This window comes from Allorhodopirellula solitaria (assembly GCF_007859855.1).
Lineage (GTDB): Bacteria > Planctomycetota > Planctomycetia > Pirellulales > Pirellulaceae > Rhodopirellula > Rhodopirellula solitaria.
Genome location: NZ_SJPK01000006.1, coordinates 105,429 through 125,562 on the forward strand (window position 1 = coordinate 105,429; position 20,134 = coordinate 125,562).

11 protein-coding genes and 1 tRNA gene are annotated in these 20,134 nt (G+C 58.1%); 9 read left to right on the forward strand and 3 right to left on the reverse strand.

The genetic code is table 11. The features are described 5' to 3' along the window. Positions 1 to 7 precede the first annotated feature (7 nt). Positions 8 to 700, forward strand: coding sequence for a hypothetical protein (locus CA85_RS13465; protein WP_146391858.1), 693 nt, complete (start codon positions 8 to 10; stop codon positions 698 to 700). 140 nt (positions 701 to 840) lie between these two features. Here CA85_RS13465 and CA85_RS13470 read toward each other — a convergent pair. Continuing rightward, positions 841 to 914, reverse strand: a tRNA-Arg gene (locus CA85_RS13470). Between the two features lie 802 nt (positions 915 to 1,716). Here CA85_RS13470 and groL (CA85_RS13475) point away from each other — a divergent pair. The 8 genes from groL (CA85_RS13475) (at position 1,717) to CA85_RS13510 (ending at position 11,200) form a co-directional block, all read left to right on the forward strand. Further along, positions 1,717 to 3,450, forward strand: a complete 1,734-nt coding sequence (groL, locus tag CA85_RS13475; protein WP_146391859.1) for a chaperonin GroEL — start codon at positions 1,717 to 1,719, stop codon at positions 3,448 to 3,450. A 172-nt stretch (positions 3,451 to 3,622) separates the two neighbouring features. Continuing rightward, complete coding sequence (gene groES / locus CA85_RS13480) at positions 3,623 to 3,928, forward strand: co-chaperone GroES (RefSeq protein ID WP_146391860.1); 306 nt, start codon at positions 3,623 to 3,625, stop codon at positions 3,926 to 3,928. Positions 3,929 to 3,981: 53 nt separating this feature from the next. Then, complete coding sequence (gene groL, locus CA85_RS13485; RefSeq protein ID WP_146391861.1) at positions 3,982 to 5,604, forward strand: chaperonin GroEL; 1,623 nt, start codon at positions 3,982 to 3,984, stop codon at positions 5,602 to 5,604. Positions 5,605 to 5,809: 205 nt separating this feature from the next. Continuing rightward, positions 5,810 to 6,976 carry a molecular chaperone DnaJ gene (gene dnaJ / locus CA85_RS13490; protein WP_146391862.1) on the forward strand — a complete coding sequence of 389 codons (1,167 nt, stop codon included), beginning with the start codon at positions 5,810 to 5,812 and terminating at the stop codon, positions 6,974 to 6,976. Then, positions 6,973 to 7,539, forward strand: coding sequence for a nucleotide exchange factor GrpE (gene grpE, locus CA85_RS13495; protein ID WP_146391863.1), 567 nt, complete (start codon positions 6,973 to 6,975; stop codon positions 7,537 to 7,539). The genes dnaJ and grpE overlap by 4 nt, the downstream gene beginning before the upstream one ends. A gap of 234 nt (positions 7,540 to 7,773) precedes the next feature. Beyond that, entirely contained in the window at positions 7,774 to 8,916 is a 1,143-nt protein-coding gene (locus CA85_RS13500; RefSeq protein ID WP_186774927.1) for a transporter substrate-binding domain-containing protein, read from the forward strand. A gap of 208 nt (positions 8,917 to 9,124) precedes the next feature. Then, positions 9,125 to 9,424 (forward strand): FmdB family zinc ribbon protein, encoded by a 300-nt coding sequence (locus CA85_RS13505; protein ID WP_146391865.1) that lies wholly within the window; start codon positions 9,125 to 9,127, stop codon positions 9,422 to 9,424. A gap of 150 nt (positions 9,425 to 9,574) precedes the next feature. Then, complete coding sequence (locus tag CA85_RS13510; protein ID WP_146391866.1) at positions 9,575 to 11,200, forward strand: serine/threonine-protein kinase; 1,626 nt, start codon at positions 9,575 to 9,577, stop codon at positions 11,198 to 11,200. Positions 11,201 to 11,208: 8 nt separating this feature from the next. On the opposite strand, the gene CA85_RS13515 is transcribed toward CA85_RS13510, so the two are convergent. Both CA85_RS13515 and CA85_RS13520 read right to left on the reverse strand, forming a co-directional pair. Continuing rightward, on the reverse strand, positions 11,209 to 13,773 hold the full coding sequence (locus CA85_RS13515; RefSeq protein ID WP_146391867.1) for a DEAD/DEAH box helicase: 2,565 nt from the start codon (positions 13,771 to 13,773) through the stop codon (positions 11,209 to 11,211). A 54-nt stretch (positions 13,774 to 13,827) separates the two neighbouring features. Further along, on the reverse strand, positions 13,828 to 20,070 hold the full coding sequence (locus tag CA85_RS13520; protein WP_146391868.1) for a hypothetical protein: 6,243 nt from the start codon (positions 20,068 to 20,070) through the stop codon (positions 13,828 to 13,830). Positions 20,071 to 20,134 lie beyond the last annotated feature (64 nt).

Below are 20,134 nucleotides of genomic sequence, written 5' to 3' on the forward strand. Positions count from 1 at the left end.
GCAAACAATGAAGATTTTAAGTATCGGGGTCGCTGTTGCGATCATTTCCCTGGCCTCCATTTCCTTGACCTCCATTTCGCTGGCCCCGCACGCCGCCGCCGCTGAGGGTGACGAGTCCGGCGGCAACAAACCCGAGCCGGTGTCCCAGCAGCCTGCGGCGTTGAGCGTCGCGCCTCTGGGATATCTCGACTATCCGCTGGATCGGCCCAACTGGATCGAGGAGCATCGCCTCCCCGAGCAGCCGAGCGAGGGCGAAGATCTCCTGATTTCGGTCAGTTCCGGACCCGCCGCGTCACCGGAGATCGCGGCGGAGATGATGGAGGTGATGGCAGGCGGAGCGGTTGAAAACTATCTCATCGAAATGGCTCAAGGAGATCCGGATCTGCTTCCACGCGATCCGATTTCCGTCGACATGAACTGGGTGCGAGAGCAATTGATCTCGCGCCGCTACGATGGGACCGTCGATAGTGGCGGCCAAGTTCGATATGAGAGCGCCGGATTGCTGCGGATCAATCGCGAGCAACAGCACCGACTCCAGCAGATCGTCCAGAATCAGCATTTGGAAACGCGATTGTCCACCGTCGCCGCTGTCGCAATCACCGGATTGATCGCGATGATCGGCGGAGCGACCGGGCTGGGGTGGCTCGCTTCACGCCAGCAAGCTAAACCGGCTGTCGATTTATTGCACCGAGACGCGTAGCGGTTTGTCGAAAAAAACCGACTGCCCGCAAAGCCACAGGGTGAGCTGCAGTGCCGGGCCAATCCCGGCTAGAAGGCGACCTCCTCAGCAGCATGGTTGCTGCGGCGCGGCCCGCTCGGGCAGCGGTAAAATCTACAAAATACCCTCGGCGGGATTCGAACCTGCGACCTGCTCGTTAGGAATGAGCTGCTCTATCCAGCTGAGCTACGAGGGCGAGCGAGCGAAAGTCTACTCGATGGACGCTTGAGTGCAACGCCGCAGTCGGCCGAGGTGGTCGCCGAGGCGGGGGCGAGGGGCCAGCCCGCGGATGACGCCTGGAATGCCTCAGGCAAAGTCGGCGGCTCGCTCATTTCAAAACGCGGGTCTGCCGCTGACGGATGCCCGTGAACCGGTGCGCGGGCGTCCTGCCCGCCCGCATGCGTTCATCGCTCGTTTTCACAAAAAAAGCTTCGCTGCGGCAGAGCAAAGGGGCGACACACGGCTTCTGCACTGATTTGAAGGATGATCAGCCCAGGACTGCCCTACATGGAAATCGGGCCTGTGCTGCTTGGCTTCCCGTCCGAGAGGTACACGAGAGAAGCAGGAAGCCTGATGATTGACAGGCGGTAGCGTTAGAGAACGCTGGGAAGCACGAGCACGAGCACGAGCACGAGCACGAGCACGAGCACGAGCACGAAGCACGAAGCACGAAGCACGAAGCACGAAGCACGAGCTAGAAGCTAGAAGCTAGAAGCTAGAGGTCCGCTTGCGGCCGGCTCGGGGCTGCCAGGCTGACATCACGCCTTTGCAGCGAGGGCCGCCTGGTCTCTCGGTCTGTATTGCAAGTCTTTGATAGCAAACGACTTGCGGATCGCTTGCTGTGATCGGTACGGCGATTGCTCTAAGGGGAGCCAGCGTGACGTGAAGCTGTCCGTCTGACCGATCAGACCGGATCCGGATGGACTCCCCGTCGCAGAAACAACTCATTCACCCCAACCTTTCCCGGGCCGCAGGGCCTGTCTCAGGAGAATCACACCGTGGCAAAGCAAATCGTTTTCGACGATGACGCAAGAGGCCCCTTGCTGGCTGGCGTCAGTAAATTGGCTCGCGCTGTCCGTAGCACCCTCGGCCCTCGTGGCCGCAACGCCGTTTTGGACAAAGGCTGGGGTTCGCCCAAGGTCACCAAGGATGGCGTGACGGTCGCCGAAGACATCGAACTGGATTGCCCGTTTGAAAACCTCGGTGCTCAACTTGTCAAGGAAGCCGCCAGCAAGACTAACGATGTCGCTGGCGACGGCACGACCACCGCGACCGTGCTCAGCGAAGCGATCTTCCGTGAAGGTCTCAAAATGGTCGCGACCGGGGCGGACCCGATGGCGCTGAGCCGCGGCATGCAAAAGGCAGTCGATGTTTGCGTTACGCAAATCTCGAAGATGTCGACGCCGATCCGCGAAGGCAGTCGCTCGGATATCAAACAAGTCGCGACGATCGCCGGTAACAACGATTCGGAAATCGGCGATGTGCTCGCCGACGCATTCACGAAAGTTGGCAAGAACGGCGTCATCACTGTAGAAGAGGGGCGATCCAATGAAACCTACGTCGACATCGTCGAAGGCATGCAGTTCGATCGCGGCTTCCTGTCACCGCACTTCGTCACCAACCAAGACGACGTGTCGGTCGAACTCGATGACTGCTACGTGCTGCTCTTCGAAGAAAAGATCAGCAACAACAAGAAACTTATCCCGCTGCTCGAAGCGGTCAGCGAATCGAAGAAACCGTTGCTGATCATCGCCGAGGACGTCGATGGCGAAGCTCTTGCTACTCTCGTCGTCAACAAAATGCGTGGCATTCTGTCCGTGTGTGCGGTCAAGGCGCCTGGGTACGGCGATCGCCGCAAGGCCATTCTCGGCGATATCGCCGTGCTGACTGGCGGCAAGGCCATCTTCAAGGACCTCGGAATCGACTTGGAGAGCATCAAACTCTCCGACCTTGGTCGCGCCAAGAAGATTCGGATCACCAGCGAAGCGACCACCATGGTCAGCGGTGCAGGCAAGAAAGCCGACATCGAAGCCCGGGTGACACAAATCCGCCGCGAAATCGACAACACAGACAGCGATTACGATCGCGAGAAGCTGCAGGAACGCTTGGCGAAACTCGCTGGTGGCGTGGCCCAAATCAATGTGGGTGCAGCGACTGAAACTGAAATGAAAGAGCGGAAGGCGTTGATCGACGACGCTCGCGCTGCCACGCAAGCCGCACTCGAAGAAGGGATCGTTCCCGGTGGTGGAACAGCGTTGCTGCATTGCCGCAAAGCCGTCGAGAAGCTCGAGAAGCAAACCGAAGGCGATCAGAAACTCGGCGTGCGAATCATCCGCAACGTGCTCGATCAACCCATGCGAGCGATTGCCAATAACGCCGGCCTCGATGGCGCCGTTGTCGTCAATCGGGTTTCCCAGCTGAAGAGCAAAACCGAAGGTTATGATGCCAATGCAGACAAGTACTGCGACCTGATCGCAGCCGGCATCGTCGACCCCGCCAAGGTCGTTCGCACCTCGCTGACCAATGCGACCTCGGTCGCCTCGCTGTTGCTGACCACCGAATCGCTGATCGTCGACATTCCCGTCGAGGAAGAGGCTGGCGGTGACGACCATCATGACCACGGCATGGGCGGTGGCATGGGAGGAATGGGCGGCATGGATATGGGTGGCATGGGTGGCATGGGCGGAATGGGAGGCATGGGTGGAATGGGAGGCATGGGCGGCATGATGTAGTTCAGCCGCTGGTTTCCGACTCTCCCGGAGTCCGCACCCGTCCTATGACCATCGCGGCCCATGACGGGGCCGCTCTCTTTGGGCGGCGGGGTTCATTGCAGAACCGCCGCTCATACCGATCAAAACTCTTTCATCTTCAATCAACCATTTTCAATATTTAGGAAACTCTCACATGGCAGCGACCAAGACAATCAACCTCCGTCCCCTCGACGACCGCGTCATCGTGCAGCCCAACGAAGCCGAAGAAACCACCGCTGGCGGTATCGTGCTTCCCGACTCGGCTCGTGAGAAGCCGCAGCGTGGGACTGTCGTGGCGGTTGGCCCCGGCAAGTTGCTCGACAGTGGCAACCGCGGTGAGCTCGGTGTGTCCGTTGGCGACGTGGTGATCTACGGCAAGTACGGTGGCAGCGAAATCGAAGCTGACGGCCAGGAGCTGAAGATCCTTCGTGAAAGCGACATCTTGGCCAAGATCAGCTAAGACCGTTTCGCTCGTTTTCCCTACCATTTTTCATTCACTTAGGAATCTCAACCGTGGCAAAACAATTGCTATTTGAGGACCACGCCCGGACCCGCATGCTGGCCGGTGTGGATAAACTCGCCAACGCGGTCGCCGTCACCATGGGCCCGACGGGCCGCAACGTGATCATCGACAAATCGTTCGGCGGCCCCACCGTCACCAAAGATGGTGTGACCGTCGCCAAGGAAATCGAACTGGAAGACCGGTTCGAAAACATGGGTGCGAAACTCGTCATCGAAGTCGCTCAGAAGACGAGCGATTTGGCAGGCGACGGAACTACCACCGCCACTGTGCTGGCTCGTGCGATCTTCAAGGAAGGTCTGCGGAACATCGTTGCCGGCAGCAATCCTACCGCGATTCGCCGCGGCATCGAAAAGGGTGTCGCTGCTGCTTGCGAAAAGCTTGTCGAGATGGGCCGTCCTGTCAGCGGCAAGGAAGAGGTCGCTCACGTCGGTGCGATCTCGGCCAACAACGACAACGAGATCGGCCAGCTGCTTGCTGACGCGCTGGAGCGGGTTGGTAAAGACGGCGTGATCACTGTCGAAGAGGGCAAGAGCCGTTCGATGGAAGTCGATTACGTCGACGGGATGCAGTTCGACAAGGGCTACATCTCGCCGTACTTCATCAACGAGCCTGGCACGATGGAAGCGTCTCTCGAGGACGCCCTGGTGTTGCTCTATGAGAAGAAGATCAGCAACATCCGCGATCTAGTCCCATTGCTCGAAAAGTCGGCTCAGAGCGGTCAGCCGCTGCTGATCATCGCGGAAGACGTCGATGCCGAAGCACTGACGCTGCTGGTCGTCAACAAGCTCCGTGGCACGCTCAACGTCTGTGCCGTCAAGGCTCCTGGGTTCGGCGATCGCCGCAAAGCAATGCTCGGCGATATCGCCAGCTTGACGGGCGGTACGCTGATCAGTGACGACCTCGGCATCCAGCTCGAGAACGTGACGCTGGAACAACTCGGTCGCGCTAAGAAGGTCACCGTCGACAAGGGTCACACGACCATCGTCGAAGGTGGAGGCAAGCGGTCGGACATCGACAAGCGAGTTTCGCAGATCCGAGCACAGATCGAGCAGACGGACAGCGATTATGACAAGGAAAAGTATCAGGAACGCCTTGCCAAACTCGCTGGCGGTGTTGCTGTGATCAGCGTCGGTGCTGAAACCGAAGCTGAGATGAAGCAGACCAAAGCGCGTCTGGAAGATGCCCTGCACGCGACCCGAGCGGCGGTCGAAGAAGGCGTTCTGCCCGGTGGCGGTGTGGCGTTGGTCTACTGCCGCGAGGCGGTCCAAGCGGCACTGAAGAAAGCTCGTGGCGACGAGAAGGTCGGTGTCAACATCGTGCTCGAGGCACTCGACGCCCCCATGCGTCAAATCGCCGATAACGGTGGCATCGACGGCAGCGTTGTCGTCGACGAGGTGGTGCAGAAGAACAACCCCAAGATCGGTTACAACGCCAACACGGGCGAATACACCGACTTGCTCAAGGCCGGTGTCATCGACCCGGTTAAGGTAGTTCGGACCGCGCTGACCAATGCTGGCAGTATCGCTGGTTTGTTGCTCACCACTGAAGCCCTGGTGACGAACTTTGAACAAGAGGATAAGGACAAGCGACCTGTTGAAGGCGTCGTGAACTAAGTCCTGTTCCCACTCGTTGACGCCTTCCCCGGTTCCGCTGGGGAAGGCGTTTTTTTGCAATGCAGCACGCGCCGGTCCGGCTGCGGTTGAAACGACCGCGGAGGTAAATCTCTCAGCGGCTCGCTTGAGCCCGATGTGGGATCGAGCAGGTGCTCGCTCTGAGGCCCTGGGCCTCCTTGACTTTCCTTTTCTCGCATTCGGTTTTATGGCAACCAAGACTTGTTACTACGAGATCCTTCGCGTCGAACGATCTTCCACCAAGCAACAGATTGATCGTGCCTACCGGAAGCTGGCGATTAAGTACCACCCGGACTCGAACAAGGGTGAAGATGCGGTGTCGCGGTTCAAGGAGGCGACGGAAGCCTACGAAGTGCTCAGCGATCAGACCAAGCGATCCCGCTACGACCAATATGGTCACGCGGGAGTCGAAGGCGCCACGCACCAGTACAATGACGTTGAGGATATTTTCGAAGCCTTCGGCGACTTGTTCGGCGGCGGGTTTGGAGACTTCTTCGGTGGTGGCGGCGGAGGCCGCCGTGGTGGCGGTGGCCGCAAACGCGTACGGCGTGGTGCAGACGTTCGCTGCGATGTCACGCTGACGCTTGAAGAGGCCGCTCGAGGTTGTCACAAAGACATTGCTTTCCGGCGCCGCATCGCCTGTGAAACCTGCGACGGCAGTGGTGCTGCTCCTGGCAGTGAGCCGGTCACGTGTACGATGTGTGGCGGGCACGGTCAGGTCATCCAGTCCGCAGGCATCCTCCGTGTGCAGACGACCTGCCCAACCTGCGAAGGTGCCGGTAAACAGATCAGCCAGCCCTGTACGAGTTGCCGCGGCAATGGACTGCAGAATGAAAAAGCAGAGCTGAATGTCGAGATCCCCGCTGGGGTCGACGACGGGATGCGAGTGCGTCTGCAGGGCGAGGGCGAGCCGAGCCTCGATGGCGGACCCGCAGGCGACTGCTACTGCTTCATCGCCGTGAAGCCGCACAGCCTGTTCAAGCGTGACGGCAAACATCTCGTTCTGCAGCTGCCGATCGCCTATGCCCAGGCAGCCCTCGGTGCCGAGATTGAGGTGCCCACGCTCAACGGCCCTCACGAACTGACCGTGCCTGCCGGGACTCAGAGCGGAGACGTGTTCACCGTGCGAGGACAGGGCATCGTGGATCATCGCAGTGGTCGCAATGGCGATCTGTTGGTTCAGGTGTTCATCGAGGTGCCCAAGAAACTCAGCTCCGAACAAGAAAAAGTACTGCGGCAACTCGCCGAACTCGATCACGAGGCCGTCCTTCCCGAACGGACCTCTTTCCTGGACAAACTCAGGCACTTTTTTGATCCTGAGCCCGAAATCCCGTCAGAGACGAAATCATCATGAACGAAACAGAATCTCAACCCGAAGACGACGTTGACTTCGGTGACGAAGGCAACGCTGAAGCAGCGATCGACCAAGCCCATGAGGCGGCCGATGCACCGGAGACACGCGACGAGGAAATGATCCGGTTGCGTGGCGAGGTCGAAGCAGCCGATAAACGTGTCCTGCAGGCACAAGCCGATGCGGAAAACTTCCGCAAACGGCTGCGCCGCGACTCGGAAGATCAGCTGAAGTTTGCTGCCTTGCCACTGGTGGGTGATATCCTGCAGGTCCGCGATAACTTGCAGCGTGCGATCGATGCCGCGACCAGCGATTCGGCAGCCGGCTTGCGAGACGGTGTCGCCATGGTCGTCAAGCAACTCGATGATACGCTCGCCAAATACGGCGTGGAGCCCATTCCAGCGGACGGCGAATTGTTCGATCCGAACTTTCACGAAGCCATCTCACAGATGCCGCATCCAGAGGTTGAAGCGGGCAACGTTGCTCACGTGGCTGTCGGTGGCTACCGCATGCACGGTCGCGTGATCCGGCCCGCCCAGGTTGTCGTCAGCACGGGAGCCCCGTAGCGGACTGTCAACTTGATCGAAGACGTCGCCACAATAGTGAGCCGAGTGCCGCAACGGCCCGGGTAACGCCGCCCGCCCAGCCGCTCACGCGTCTCGGGTCAATCACTCGACAGCCCGCTCGGTCAGTGGGCCTGCGACGCACGCGTGAACTGCGGCAGCGTGTCTGTACCGGCTCAGTCGCGGAACGACTTGGCAACGCGAAAATTTGAAATCCCGGCACCGGAGATGGATACGATGTCAACGCTACCTGGCCAACGAGCACTCTTCACGCTATTGCTCGTGCTGGGGTTCTGCACCTCCGCGTTAGCCCAGCAAAACAGCGGCAGCCCTCGGGCCGATCGGCCTGATGTTTCGGACACCCTCGTCGTGGCCACGCACGAGGTACCACCATTCGCCATGCGTTACGAGGGTGATGAGTGGACCGGGATCAGCATCGATCTGCTCGACGAGATTGTCCGCAGCTTGGAGGCCAGTTCAGGCCACCGCATCGATGTTGAGTTTCGTGAACTCTCCTTGATCGAGATGCTTGACGCTGTTGAAAAATCGGAGATTGATCTCGCGGCCGCTGCGATCACGATGAACTATGACCGGGAGAAGCGAATGGACTTTGCGCACTCGTTTCATTCCTCGGGGTTGGGGATTGCTGTCAGCGAGCAGGACTCTGACTCGGCTTGGGCTACCATCGTCAATACTGTTTTCTCCAAGACGTTCTTGAAGATTGTCGCCGCGCTGCTGCTGTCGATGTTAGTTAGCGCGGTGGGTGTGTATCTTTTTGAGCGTCGGCACAACGCAGAACAGTTTCATAGTAGCTGGCCACGAGGGATTGCCGCGGGCATGTGGTGGGCCGCCGTCACGCTCACCACGGTCGGTTATGGCGACAAGGTTCCCCAGTCCAGTGGCGGTCGGGTGATCGGGTTTCTGTGGATGTTTTCGGGGCTCTTCATCGTCGCAAGTTTTACCGCAGCGGTGACCTCTGCATTGACCGTCACACAGCTCCAATCGCGGATCAATGGGCCTGCCGATTTGCACGGGGCTCGCGTCGCCACGATCGAGGGATCCACGTCGGCGGACTACCTGCATGCCAATCACATTGTTTTTGAGCCTTGTGCTGACGTCAACGCCGCGTTGTCCCGGTTGGTCGACGGTGAGTGTGACGCCGTTGTGTATGACGCCCCCATTCTCAAGTATGAAACGCATCAGGAGTTTGCCGGCGAGGCGCGTGTCTTACCGACGCTTTTTCAGGAACAGGACTACGCGTTCGCATTGCCGAGTGACAGCCCATTGCTCGAGCCGATCAACCGAATTCTTTTGCGCCAAACGTCCTCGCCAGACTGGGAGGATACTCTCGCCAGCTACTTCGGCAAGAAGCCACAGTGAGTTCCCCCCGAGGAGCGTAGCCCAGACTGGAGCCCTCCGAGCCAGTGACGCACCTCGTGACACCGTGTGCTTGACTCGGGTGCCTGCGGCCGGGCGCACTCACTAGACATTCGGCCGCCTGAGAGCTACCGTATCGGGGCTGTCCACTCGATGTCAGCATGGCCGTTTCCGCCCATTTCCTCCCTTTTATCCTCGCTCCATCTCAACGATGCCTACTTACGACTATTTGTGCGAAGCCTGCGGTCACACCTTGGAGATTTTCCAGGGGATTCATGACGAGCCCGAAACCAAATGCCCCGAGTGCAAGAAGAAAAAACTCAAACGCCAATTTGGCACCGGCGCCGCCATTGTGTTCAAGGGTAGCGGTTTCTATCAAACCGACTATCGCAGCGACAGTTACAAAAAAGGTGCCAAGGCCGATGCGAAGAAGTCAGAGTCCGCGGGCAAGTCGGATCAGTCGTCGGGCAAGGACGCCAAGGCCAGTAAGCCCGCCAAGAAGTCGGAATAGACAGCTGACGCTTGACCGGAGAGCTCGCCAAACGATCTCGCATCCGCCCAGCGGTTACGTTGAGGTCGCCGTTTGACGTTTCGATCCGCTCAGATTGTTCCACGCTGCCGGTTTGCCACTTGAACACCGCGTCTTCGATCCACGTGTACCATGAACCGAGACGACGCCTCACCGGCCGACCGTGACCAGCGACTTGCGATCGTCTTGGCTGAATTAACGGACCAGATTTGTCGAGGTGAGATCCCGGACTTCGATTCCGTTTGCCAACAGCATCCGGACCTGACCTCGGACCTACGAGAATTGTGGGGCGCGGTATTGGTGACCGACACGGCTGGGGCGGCCCGCGACGAGATGCCTCGCCAGCATCTACCCCTGACGATGGGCGATTATGAACTGCTCGAGGAGATCGGTCGCGGTGGAATGGGAGTGGTTTTTCGCGCCTGCCAGCGATCACTCGATCGCGAGGTCGCCGTCAAGATGATTCTGCGCGATCGCTTGGCCAGCGACGCGGACATGCAGCGGTTCCTCGCCGAAGCGTCAGCCATGGCATCGTTGCAACACGTTGGCATCGTGCCCGTGTACGAAGTCGGAGATAGCGAGGGACGCCCTTTCTTCAGCATGAAACTGATCGCCGGGCAAACACTCGCGCAGATGGTCGCCTCGGATCCGATGAGCGCGCGGGCGGCTTGTGAGATGCTGATCTCGGTAGCCGAAGCCGTCGGTGCTGCTCATCAAGCTGGGATTTTGCACCGAGATATCAAACCGAGCAATATTCTCTTCGCCGTTGATGGACACCCCATGCTGACCGATTTTGGGTTGGCAAAACATATTGGGACGCCAGTCGATCGAACTCGCAGTGGACTGCTGGTGGGAACGCCGGCCTACATGTCGCCGGAACAGGCGAGCGGACGGCGGCAGGATATTGGCGTAGCCAGCGACGTGTATTCGCTTGGCGGGGTGTTGTACTACGCGTTGACCGGGCGGGCGCCGTTCGTTGCCGAAACCTCGATGGAACTCGTCCGTTTAGTGATCGAGCAAGATCCTCCGCCGCCGCGCACCCTGCGGCCGGGTCTCGATCGCGATCTGGAAATGATCGTGACACGGTGTCTGCAAAAACCTGCTGATCTACGGTACACCGATACATCGGCGTTGATTGCTGACCTACGAGCTTACCTCGCCGACGAACGCGTTTCAGCCCGGAGCGGGCATTTCAACCAGGTCGTCGCTCGTGTCTTTCGCGAAACACATCATGCCGCCGTGCTCGAGAACTGGGGGCTGCTGTGGATGTGGCACTCGCTGGTACTCTTGATCGCCAGCCTCCTGACTTGGCAGATGGCGTTGCACGGCATCGAGCGACGTGAGATTTACATCGCCGTGTGGGTGCTTGGTTTGGGAGCTTGGGCAGCGGTATTTTGGAAAATGCGTCAACGCATGGGGCCGGTGACGTTCATTGAGCGACAGATCGCTCACGTGTGGGGCGCGGGCATGATCGCGATCTCGATGCTCTTTCCGCTGGAATGGTGGCTGGGGCTAGACGTGCTGGAATTGGCACCCATGGTCGCCGTCATCAGCGCGATGGTGTTCATCATCAAAGCAGGGATGCTCAGCGGCGTATTCTACTTTCAAGCTCTCGCCCTGATGCTCGGTGCGGTCGCGATGGCAGTCGTTCCACGCCATTCCCACCTAATCTTTGGTGTGATTTCCGCTGCCTGTTTTTTCATCCCCGGCTTGAAGTACTATCGGCAGCGCACCGTCGACACGGTGAGGCAAGCGTAGCAGCGCGATCACGGTTTGGGTTTTCGGCGGCCGCTCGGTATCGACAACTCCTCCGCCTGCGCGGTCGGGTTTTCCAGCATCTCATCGGTGCTCTGAGGGTCGATATTTCGACAGGTTTCACTCAGCTTATCGGCGAGATCGTCTAGCCAATCTTCCCATGTTTCTACCGTCGTGTTCTCGGGTGGGATATTGGCGAGTTCATCGAGCAAGAGGATCATCCGCAAACAATGACGGAACAGGATCCCTTCGTCCTTCTGAAGTTTCCGCGTCACGACATACTTGTCAAAATCGCCCCCGAACTCCAGCAGTTCGCCGACGATCCAAACTGGCTGCACGCGGACGTCTTCAACGCGCGGGTAGTCGTCGCGGAAGAGTCGTAGCAGTTTCTCGCCAATCGTCAGCGGCCAGACGCGTGGTTCTTCAAACATCACACGCCCAAACCCCTTGTCGCGGACCTCTTCCTCCTCGTCCTCAGTCGCTCCCCCGAGTTCTTCCGCCGTCGCCAGACCACGCTGCAACAACAGTGGATCGAGGTAGGACGTCGCGAGCGTTCCGGGGGGCATGTCTTCGATCTTTGGCATCCGTGTATGCCGCGCGACCGTACCCGGCACTTCGAGCACGCTCTCGATCGCAGCGATCCGCTCTTCGTCGTCGGCGGTGGCCAAGTGATCGGCAAGGAAGACTCCGAACAAGGGATTCATGCTCTTGAGCTGGACGATCCGTTCCAAGCGATTTCGAGGCGTTGCACGGTCGGGACGGTAGTCCTCGAGTTCATACCCGTGCTGAGCAATCTTAGCCTGTTCATCATCAACCTGGGACGAGGAAGCGTCGCCCCCGTCCTCACCTTCTTGATTCGATTCCTGTGAGGGAGAGCGCATGTTATCGAGCAACTCCCCGAACAAACCGCCGGTGGCGGGTTGCGTGGCGGCTTCCGCTTCGAGAGCCCGCACGACATCGCCGGGTTTTTTGGGTTTCTCGTCAACGGGGGCTTTCGCCTGCAAGGCCCGCGGTGGAGGATCGAGCACGATGGCGTCGGAATTGTGCAGCGTGATCAGCATCCGGTTGAGCTCTTTCTGAGCCGCTTCGATTCCGCCAGAGTGCATCAGGCGTCGGCCCACGAGATCTCGAATTGGGGCAATCTCGTTGTCTTTCAAAATCAAATAGGCGAGCAGTCTCCATGGCAATCGGCCTTGAGAAACCAGGTCAGCCGACTTGGCGACCTGCAGTTGTTCAAACTGCGTCTGCGTCCAATAGGTTTCCCCAGCCCGCCGCTTGGGCATTTTTTTCTTGAGTTGTTTTCGCGCTCGCAACAGACCCGGGTCTTTGGTGTCTTCAGGGATCTGGTCAAACTTCTCTCGCCAGCGATGCAACTTCACGTCGTCCTCGTGAGCGAGCGCGAATACGTAGCCCCGGTCATCGAACTGCGGTCGTCCGGCGCGGCCGAAGATCTGGTGGGCCGACGCCGACTCGACGAGTTTGCGCCGCGTCTTGGGGCCTTTAAGTAGCGACGGCAGGACGACACTGCGGGCGGGCAGGTTAATGCCCGCGGCGAGCGTTTCAGTACAAACACAAATACTGAGCAACTTTTTCTGAAACAGCTCTTCGACGATCCGCCGGTATCGCGGCAGCACACCCGCATGGTGCACACCGACGCCACGCATTAAAATCTGTTTCAGCTTCGGGCCGACGCCAGTCGAGAAATCCGTTTCGTTGAGGATGTCGGCGAGTTCCTTCTGGCGGGACTTATCGATCAGAGATTTCCCCTTGAGCATCTCGGCGGTGGTCCAGCACTGAGAACGCGAAAAACAAAACATCAACGCGGGCGTCCGCCGGCTGACTTCGTCCCCGGCAGCAATCTTCTCGGAGAAATCATTTAGAAGGTCGTCTTCAACCCATTCGTACTGCAGCGGGACCTTCCGTTCGGTCCCCTGGACGAGCTGCAGGTTTTTACCGTGGGAACGTTGCAGCCAGGAAGTGAACTCGAGGGAATTGCCCACCGTGGCACTGAGCAGCAACAACCGCACGTTCTTGGGCAATAGTCCCAACGTCAGCTCCCAAACGATCCCGCGTTCGTAGTCGTTGAAGGAGTGAAACTCATCCATCACGACACAAGACACGTCATCGAAAGAGAATTTCTCGGGGTTGAGCAAACGATTGAGCAAGATCTCAGCCACCACCACCAGCACCGGTGCGTCCGGATTGACCGTACGGTTGCCGGTGACGAGGCCAACCTGGTCGGCAGAAAATCCCCATCGCACGGCCGATTCGCGGAGTTCATCGAGCTTCTGGTCCGTCAGTGCGATCAACGGGGTGGTGTAGTACATCCGCGTTCCCGAACGCAGTGCCTCGTAGACGGCAGCCTCGGCGATCAGTGTCTTGCCCGTCCCTGTAGGTGCGCACACGAGCACACCATGTCCGCCGGTTTTTTCCGGATCGGCGGTAAAGTAAGCCAACAGGGCTTCCTCTTGAACCGGATAGGGTTCGTACGGCAGGGTCTCAAAATACTCGCCCGCGAGGACGTCTCGGTCGAGGGTCTGTTCGCGGTCGGTCGGCGATGGTTGGGGTGCGTTCATGTCCCATAGCCTAACGGATCCACCCGCTCTGACGTAGAGAGGTCATGTGGTCGCTCACGGCACCGTCTCTAAACGCTCACGTAATACCGTGGCTTGGCCCTCGCGGCCAGCTTCCTGCAGCAGTGGGATCAACATCCCGCCGATCTCTGGATCGACTCGATTGATCTCCAGCACCGTGTCAATGTGCCGTTGGGCATCCTCATAGTCGCCGTCCTGGATCGCCACGGCAGCGCGGTGCAGATGCGGATGGTGCAACAATTTCAAATCAGGGAGGCTGATTGTTCTGCCAGTCGGTTGGGCGTATCGCAACAAGTGACACTGAATCAACGCCGCGATCCGCTCGTGATCGGACTCGGTTTCCGACAATCGTTTGCAGACATCGAACCAAACCCATTGTTGGGTCGGAGCGGTGGCGTGCATCACCTTCGCTTCGTCGATCGCCAAGGATGGGAAGCCGAGCGAATCCAGTCGTGTGATCAATTGAAATCGGTCGTTCACCCCAACCGCCATCATCGACGCAATCTGGCGCATTTCTCTGCCAGCGAGTTTCTCCCCGCTCTTGGCCAACGCTTCAGCGGACAGATAGCGATACACGGGAGAGGCCGGGTTGCCGGACCATTGTTCGTAGAGGGGGTCGACCGCCTCGGCCCAACGCTGCAACTTGTAGAGGATCCACCCGTACTGAGTCGATGGGATGGCATGCACTCCATTGCGATCTCCCCCAATATCCTCGAACAGGTCTGTAGCCTGTTCAAGGTTGCCCAACCTCAACATCGCGAGCAGCGCGGACGTGCTTTGGCGACGATTTCTGTTCGGACGGCCGTCGGCGTAAAACTGCCGCTTGATATAGTCCGTCGTGTTGATTGTCTTGCCATCGATTGTGACCTTTCCGTTGTCGGACAGCAGATCATGCAGGATCTGTAATCGCTCGACCGTCTTCTCCAACGGCACCTGCGGTTCATCCTGGGCCTGATTGTTAGAGGGATACGAACGCGGCTGAAAAAGTTCCGGATTGAGAATCTCCCACCACCCAAACAATTCATTTCCCGTGTCGCGATGGTCGGCGTTCAAGTTGAGATAGGCAGATGGATAGCCACTGTCCTGTATCGCAGCGGCGACCCGTGGCCATAACATTGACAAGCGGCCCGATCGCAGTAACGCCCGGTCGACGTCCATGCTAAACGGGGTCGGCCGGAACGCGACACGGCCATGGGAACGTTCTGGTCTTTCGCTGGAGAAAAGCTCTTCGAGTTTCTTGAAAATCACGTCTGCCTGCGAGCGATTGCCGCTTTGATCCAATAGTTCGCAAACCTGGACGGCTTCCCGTATCGCATGGATCTTCTGTTGCGGTTGGGGATGCGCTTCCATCAAACCATGGAACCATCCCTGTGGATTATCCATCGATAGACCGACCGTTTCAAATGCTTTGGTGTACTCTCCACGCTGGCCCAAGAGCGCAAGTTGCAATGGGCGATCACTCTCCTGTGCGAGCTGGATCGCTGGTTCGATCCGATCGGTCAAGAGGAGAACATTACAGCACAGTCGCTTGATCGTGAACGCTGGACTCGACTTTGCGATCTCCAGCAATTCGTCGCACGATTGCTGGCAATCGAGATCGCGACCCGCATGATGCTGGAGAATCGCCAATCGACTGAGGATCTCAATCCGAACGTTCGGGCTGAGAGGCTCGTCACTTGGCTGTTGAAGTCGCTTCTGCTCCAGGTCGGCTGCCGCCTGCCATCGTTCGCCTTGCATCAGAATACGGGTCGCCAATCCGGGGTCGCCACTGGCCACGGCAACATCGGCCCCCGCGTCGAACTGGCCGCCGCATTTCAGCAGGAATGCCAATATCGGCGAGTTCGGTTGACTCGATTCCAGTTCCGCGATCCGCGCCGGGAGCACCCCCCGCAGCAAGTAGAACGCGGCGAGTCGGGAATAGCCCTTCTCGTGGTTGGCATATTCGGCCAGCAGTTTTTCAGCCGCATCGAACTTCTTTTTCGAAATCCGGTTGGCCACCACACCCGTCGGTGAGAACAGGATGGCTTCGTTGTACGTCTGCGGTTGGGAGGTGAGTTTGGCCACGTCGAGCAAGTCGCGTTGCCAGCCGGCGTCGACCATCTGCCAGCGTAAGCGAGGGTGGTGGAGCAGCTGCTGATAGAGGTTCTCTTTGGATTGCTCGCCGCACAAGGAGATCATCTCGAGCAGCACTTCGACGACCTGATGGTTGAGCAACTCGACTTGATTGGAAACGAAGCTACGAGTCATTTGATCAAACCGAGACTGATCCTGTCTGAGTCGGTTGAAGAGTGAAGTCAAGGTTTCGCGATCGCCATAGCCAGCCCAGTACGAAAATGCGCCATATCCCATAAGGAACTGCTCGATCTGTCGGCTTTGATCTTGACCCAGGGAATCAAGCCCATCGATGAGAGCGACCATTTTCTTCAGCCCTCCGCCTTCTGCGATTGCCGCCACGACATGCTTATTGCTGGCGAGGTGCCTCACGTTCGTCAATTCCCGGCGAGGATTCGAATGACTGCGGGCCAATCTGATCAACTCGCCCGTCCGCTCTTCACGCAGCAGGTATTCCAAGCATGGTTTCTTCATCATCAAACTCAATTCAGCCGAACGGGTTGAATACTGGGCATTCTTAGCATCCAGTGCGCGAGCTGATTGCCGCAGCGTCTTCAGTTCACCGGCATCGATGATCAATCCGAGCAGGTGGCCGTTGGAACTCATCTGGTTGATGGCATACTGACCTGATTCTTGTTTCTGTTCAGCCAAGTGTTGTCGAATCCATGGATAGACACGTTTCTCGCGATCCAGGTGCTGGCACGCATACGGTGATTGTATTGCCTGGAACATCAGGGCTCGCGAGTTGGCCGCAGACTCGAAGTGTTCCATGAAAGGTTCAAAGAGTCCCGCATCCCGCAGCGAGTTGACAGCTTCTTCGTCGCGCAGCAGAGCCTTCACCACTGAAGTGCTGGTATTGTCCGTCTGCACGATCGTCCGCAATAGATCATCGCGTCGCCGGTCGATTAATTTCGCTGGGCCGGCATTCAACAATAGACGAGCAACCCATTGGTTGCGAACGCCTGCGTTGCGTTCCGCATCGATCCATGCCAAGAGCTGGTCCAGATGCCGACCCGATTGCGTGTCGGTGATGGGAACCGACATCATCGACTCGACGGCTTCGTTGCGTATTTTGGGGACCGTTACGAGATCGATATCGCGGTATAGTTTCGTCCAACGATCCGGAGAGAGAGAATGTCCGACGCGGTAGGCCGAAACCGCCAGATAGCTTTTGAATAACGGAGTGTAGGAAGCTGGCGATTGCGACTCCACCAGGTCCCATAGCCACTGCAAATGGCCGTCACGAATGAATAGTTCCGTGTCGCGATTTCCCTGAACCAGCGATCGCAACAGCGACGTGCGTTTCCTGTCATCGGTCACGCCACGAATATACTGCTCGATCACGTCTTTCCGATTCGTCTCCAACAACAACCGGACCAGTTCGCCGGAGCGGAATAGGTGAAAATCAATATCACTTCGAAAAGCGACCGCTGCCCCGTAGACAACCGCGTCCATGAGATCGGTTAATCGTTCCGCCTCATCGAAGATTGCCAGCACGTCCCTTCGATTGCAAAGCTGGAGCGCCAGCCGCGCCGTCACACCTCCCGCCTTCTCGGCGATATCAAACACTTCCAAAAAGCGATCATGCTCGATCAAGGATTGCAGCGATCGGTAGTCCTCCATCAGTTTGCCGGCCAGCATTCCGCGACCGATCGCTGAGGTTTCCGCGTCCTCTCGCTTGTTCGTCAGAAACTGAACCAGCGAGTCAAATCGGTCCGCCTGGGACATCTCCCGCATTACATTCCCGGGTGCCAGTACTGAGATGAAACGTTCTCGCTCCCGCGGCAACCACTGATCATCCATGACCGATAGCAAGGTTTCGAGATGCTCATCAGCCAAGAGCGCACGATGAGCATTCCCGTGCCGACACAGTTCCGACAGCGATCGTAGCTGCAGTGAGCGGTCGGATTGCGAGGCGACGGCATCGACAAAGACGCCCAATTGATCAATCTCGATGACGGTTTGCATCAACGGTTCGCTCTGTAGCATCCATTGCGTGATGCGTTGTTTTGCGTCAAGACCCTCGGTGCTAACAATCACCTCGGTCAATTGATTGACGGTGTCTGGATCGGTAAGCGTCGATTTCGGGCACCAGGTAAGTAATTTGCTAAACGCGTCCTGGCTCTTGGAATCGTCCAAACGAATGATCTGTTGGACCAGCCGAGCGAGCTGGGCCTGGTCCAGATACGCATGGACATGCCGACGTTTGACCACGATGCTGTCGATAACGAGCTCGAGGTCGGAGTCAGCGAGGATCTGCATCGTGTCGATGACCCACGAACAGTGCTCAGTGTGGAGGAACGTGCCAATCGCTTGATTCTGGGAGAGCGACAAGTTTGTGAGCGTTTGGCCGCGTGTTCCTTGCGTCGCTTCTTCGGTGACCTCCTTCACTAACTGGCCCGCGAGACCCTTTGTCATCGGCAGGATCGACAACGAGGCGATGAACGGAACTCGCTCAGCGGGTTCGAGTTCGGCAGCGGAATCCATCCAGCCGCGAATCTTGGTGTCGATGTCGTCGTTATCAGCAGCGATCTTCAATGTCAGGGTGTTGATAAAACGAGCGCGGTGTTCGGACGGAATGCGCTCACTGATCGCAATCAAGTCACTCAACAGCATCGAGTCGGCAAAGAACAGGATGGCATCGCGATCCTCTTCCAAAGCTAAGATCGATGCAGCGAATTGTTGAGCGGGTAGGCTAGCGATGATGTCGAGGATCGCCTTGCCCGATGAGCGATTCTTCAGAATCAATGAGAGCGAAGAAGTGGCCATCAACTGCTCGATCAGACTCCCCTGCAACTCCGCATCCTCCAGGGGAGCAATGAGTTCCCAGATTCCGAGGATCACCTCCGACGAGCCAGTTCGCACCAACTCCACCATCACGCCGTTGGTGACGATCATTTTCAAATAGATCTCTCGCAAGTCGGCATCCCCTGCCTCCTCGGCCACGCTCAGCACTTCGATGATGTTGTCGTTCGATTTCAACCAATCGAAGACACGTCGCTCTGACATGACATGGGCGAGACAGGTGATTCGTGATGTTGGGTCGTCGATCCGCTCGACCCATTGTCTCAAACGCTTCCAGCCCATTTCGGCCAGCATTGCTGCGATAGTGCGAGCGTTTTCCAGCGATGCGATCAGAATCTGCTGAGAGGTGGCGGTACCAAATCGCCGCTCCAATTCGTCGACCAAATCGTCGAACTCGCCCCCGAGAACTATCGATTCCACAACCGTCGGGTTTTGGAACAGAGTTACCGCGAGCCCCGCTGCCTGACCGCCGTCCTCAGCCTGCTCCAATAGCTCGAACAAGAACGGACTGTTCCCGCTGAGGATGAGACTGCGAGCGGGCTCCGGATTCTGGCACAAGTGACTCAGCGTGGCGGTGCGATCCTCGGCAGGAAGTCCTGCGACGTAGCCCGTGATCGACGAGAGGTTACCGGCGTTCACGATTTCAGAGATCACCTCTGGAACTGCCAGAGTCCATGCGATCGTATCACGGCTCCAACTCTCTCCCATGCCATCAGCGTTCCGGTTGACTGTCTTCGCGATCGCCTCGACGCTGCGATGAAGCTGACGAATCTTCGGATCGCTGAACATCAATCCGATAAAACGCCGCCGCATATCGGGCTGGTCTTCGCTGACGATCAATCCTTCGATCCACGGTATGGGAAGGTCGGCGAGCAGATCCGGCAACATCTGCAGCCGCGTGCTGGGGGAGCCGTGGCGGAACTGGCGGATCCGGTCTCGATCCTGGGCGGATGTCGTCGGCAGGATGCCTACATTGAAATCCTCCAGCACCCTCGACGCTCGCAGTCGTGCGTCCGGGCTGCCGGTATCGCGTACCAATTCCAACGCTGCTCGTGCGGGCAACCCGATCCGCCATAGATCTCGGGTCGCAGTCTCACGCTGCGAAAACTGAGCGGATTCGAGCATCGCCGCCAGCACCTGGGCAATTCTCTCAGCTGAGTCATGCTCGGCTGTGTCAAATTCAGCTGTGTCGATTTCAGCCGTGTTTTCGTCGGCGGCCAACGCGGTGCCGACGTCTTGCGCCCGCAGTTCCGACAAACTACTCAGTGAGAAAACCATGCCGATCGTCAACAGCCACCGATGCACACTCACTCGTGCGAAGCGATGACGGTCCGGTTGATCGGGAAAAAAGGCAATGCTCACAGCCCACCCCAAGGGAAGAATCAATAAGAAGCGACCGAATCAGCTCCTCATTGTAGTGCAAATT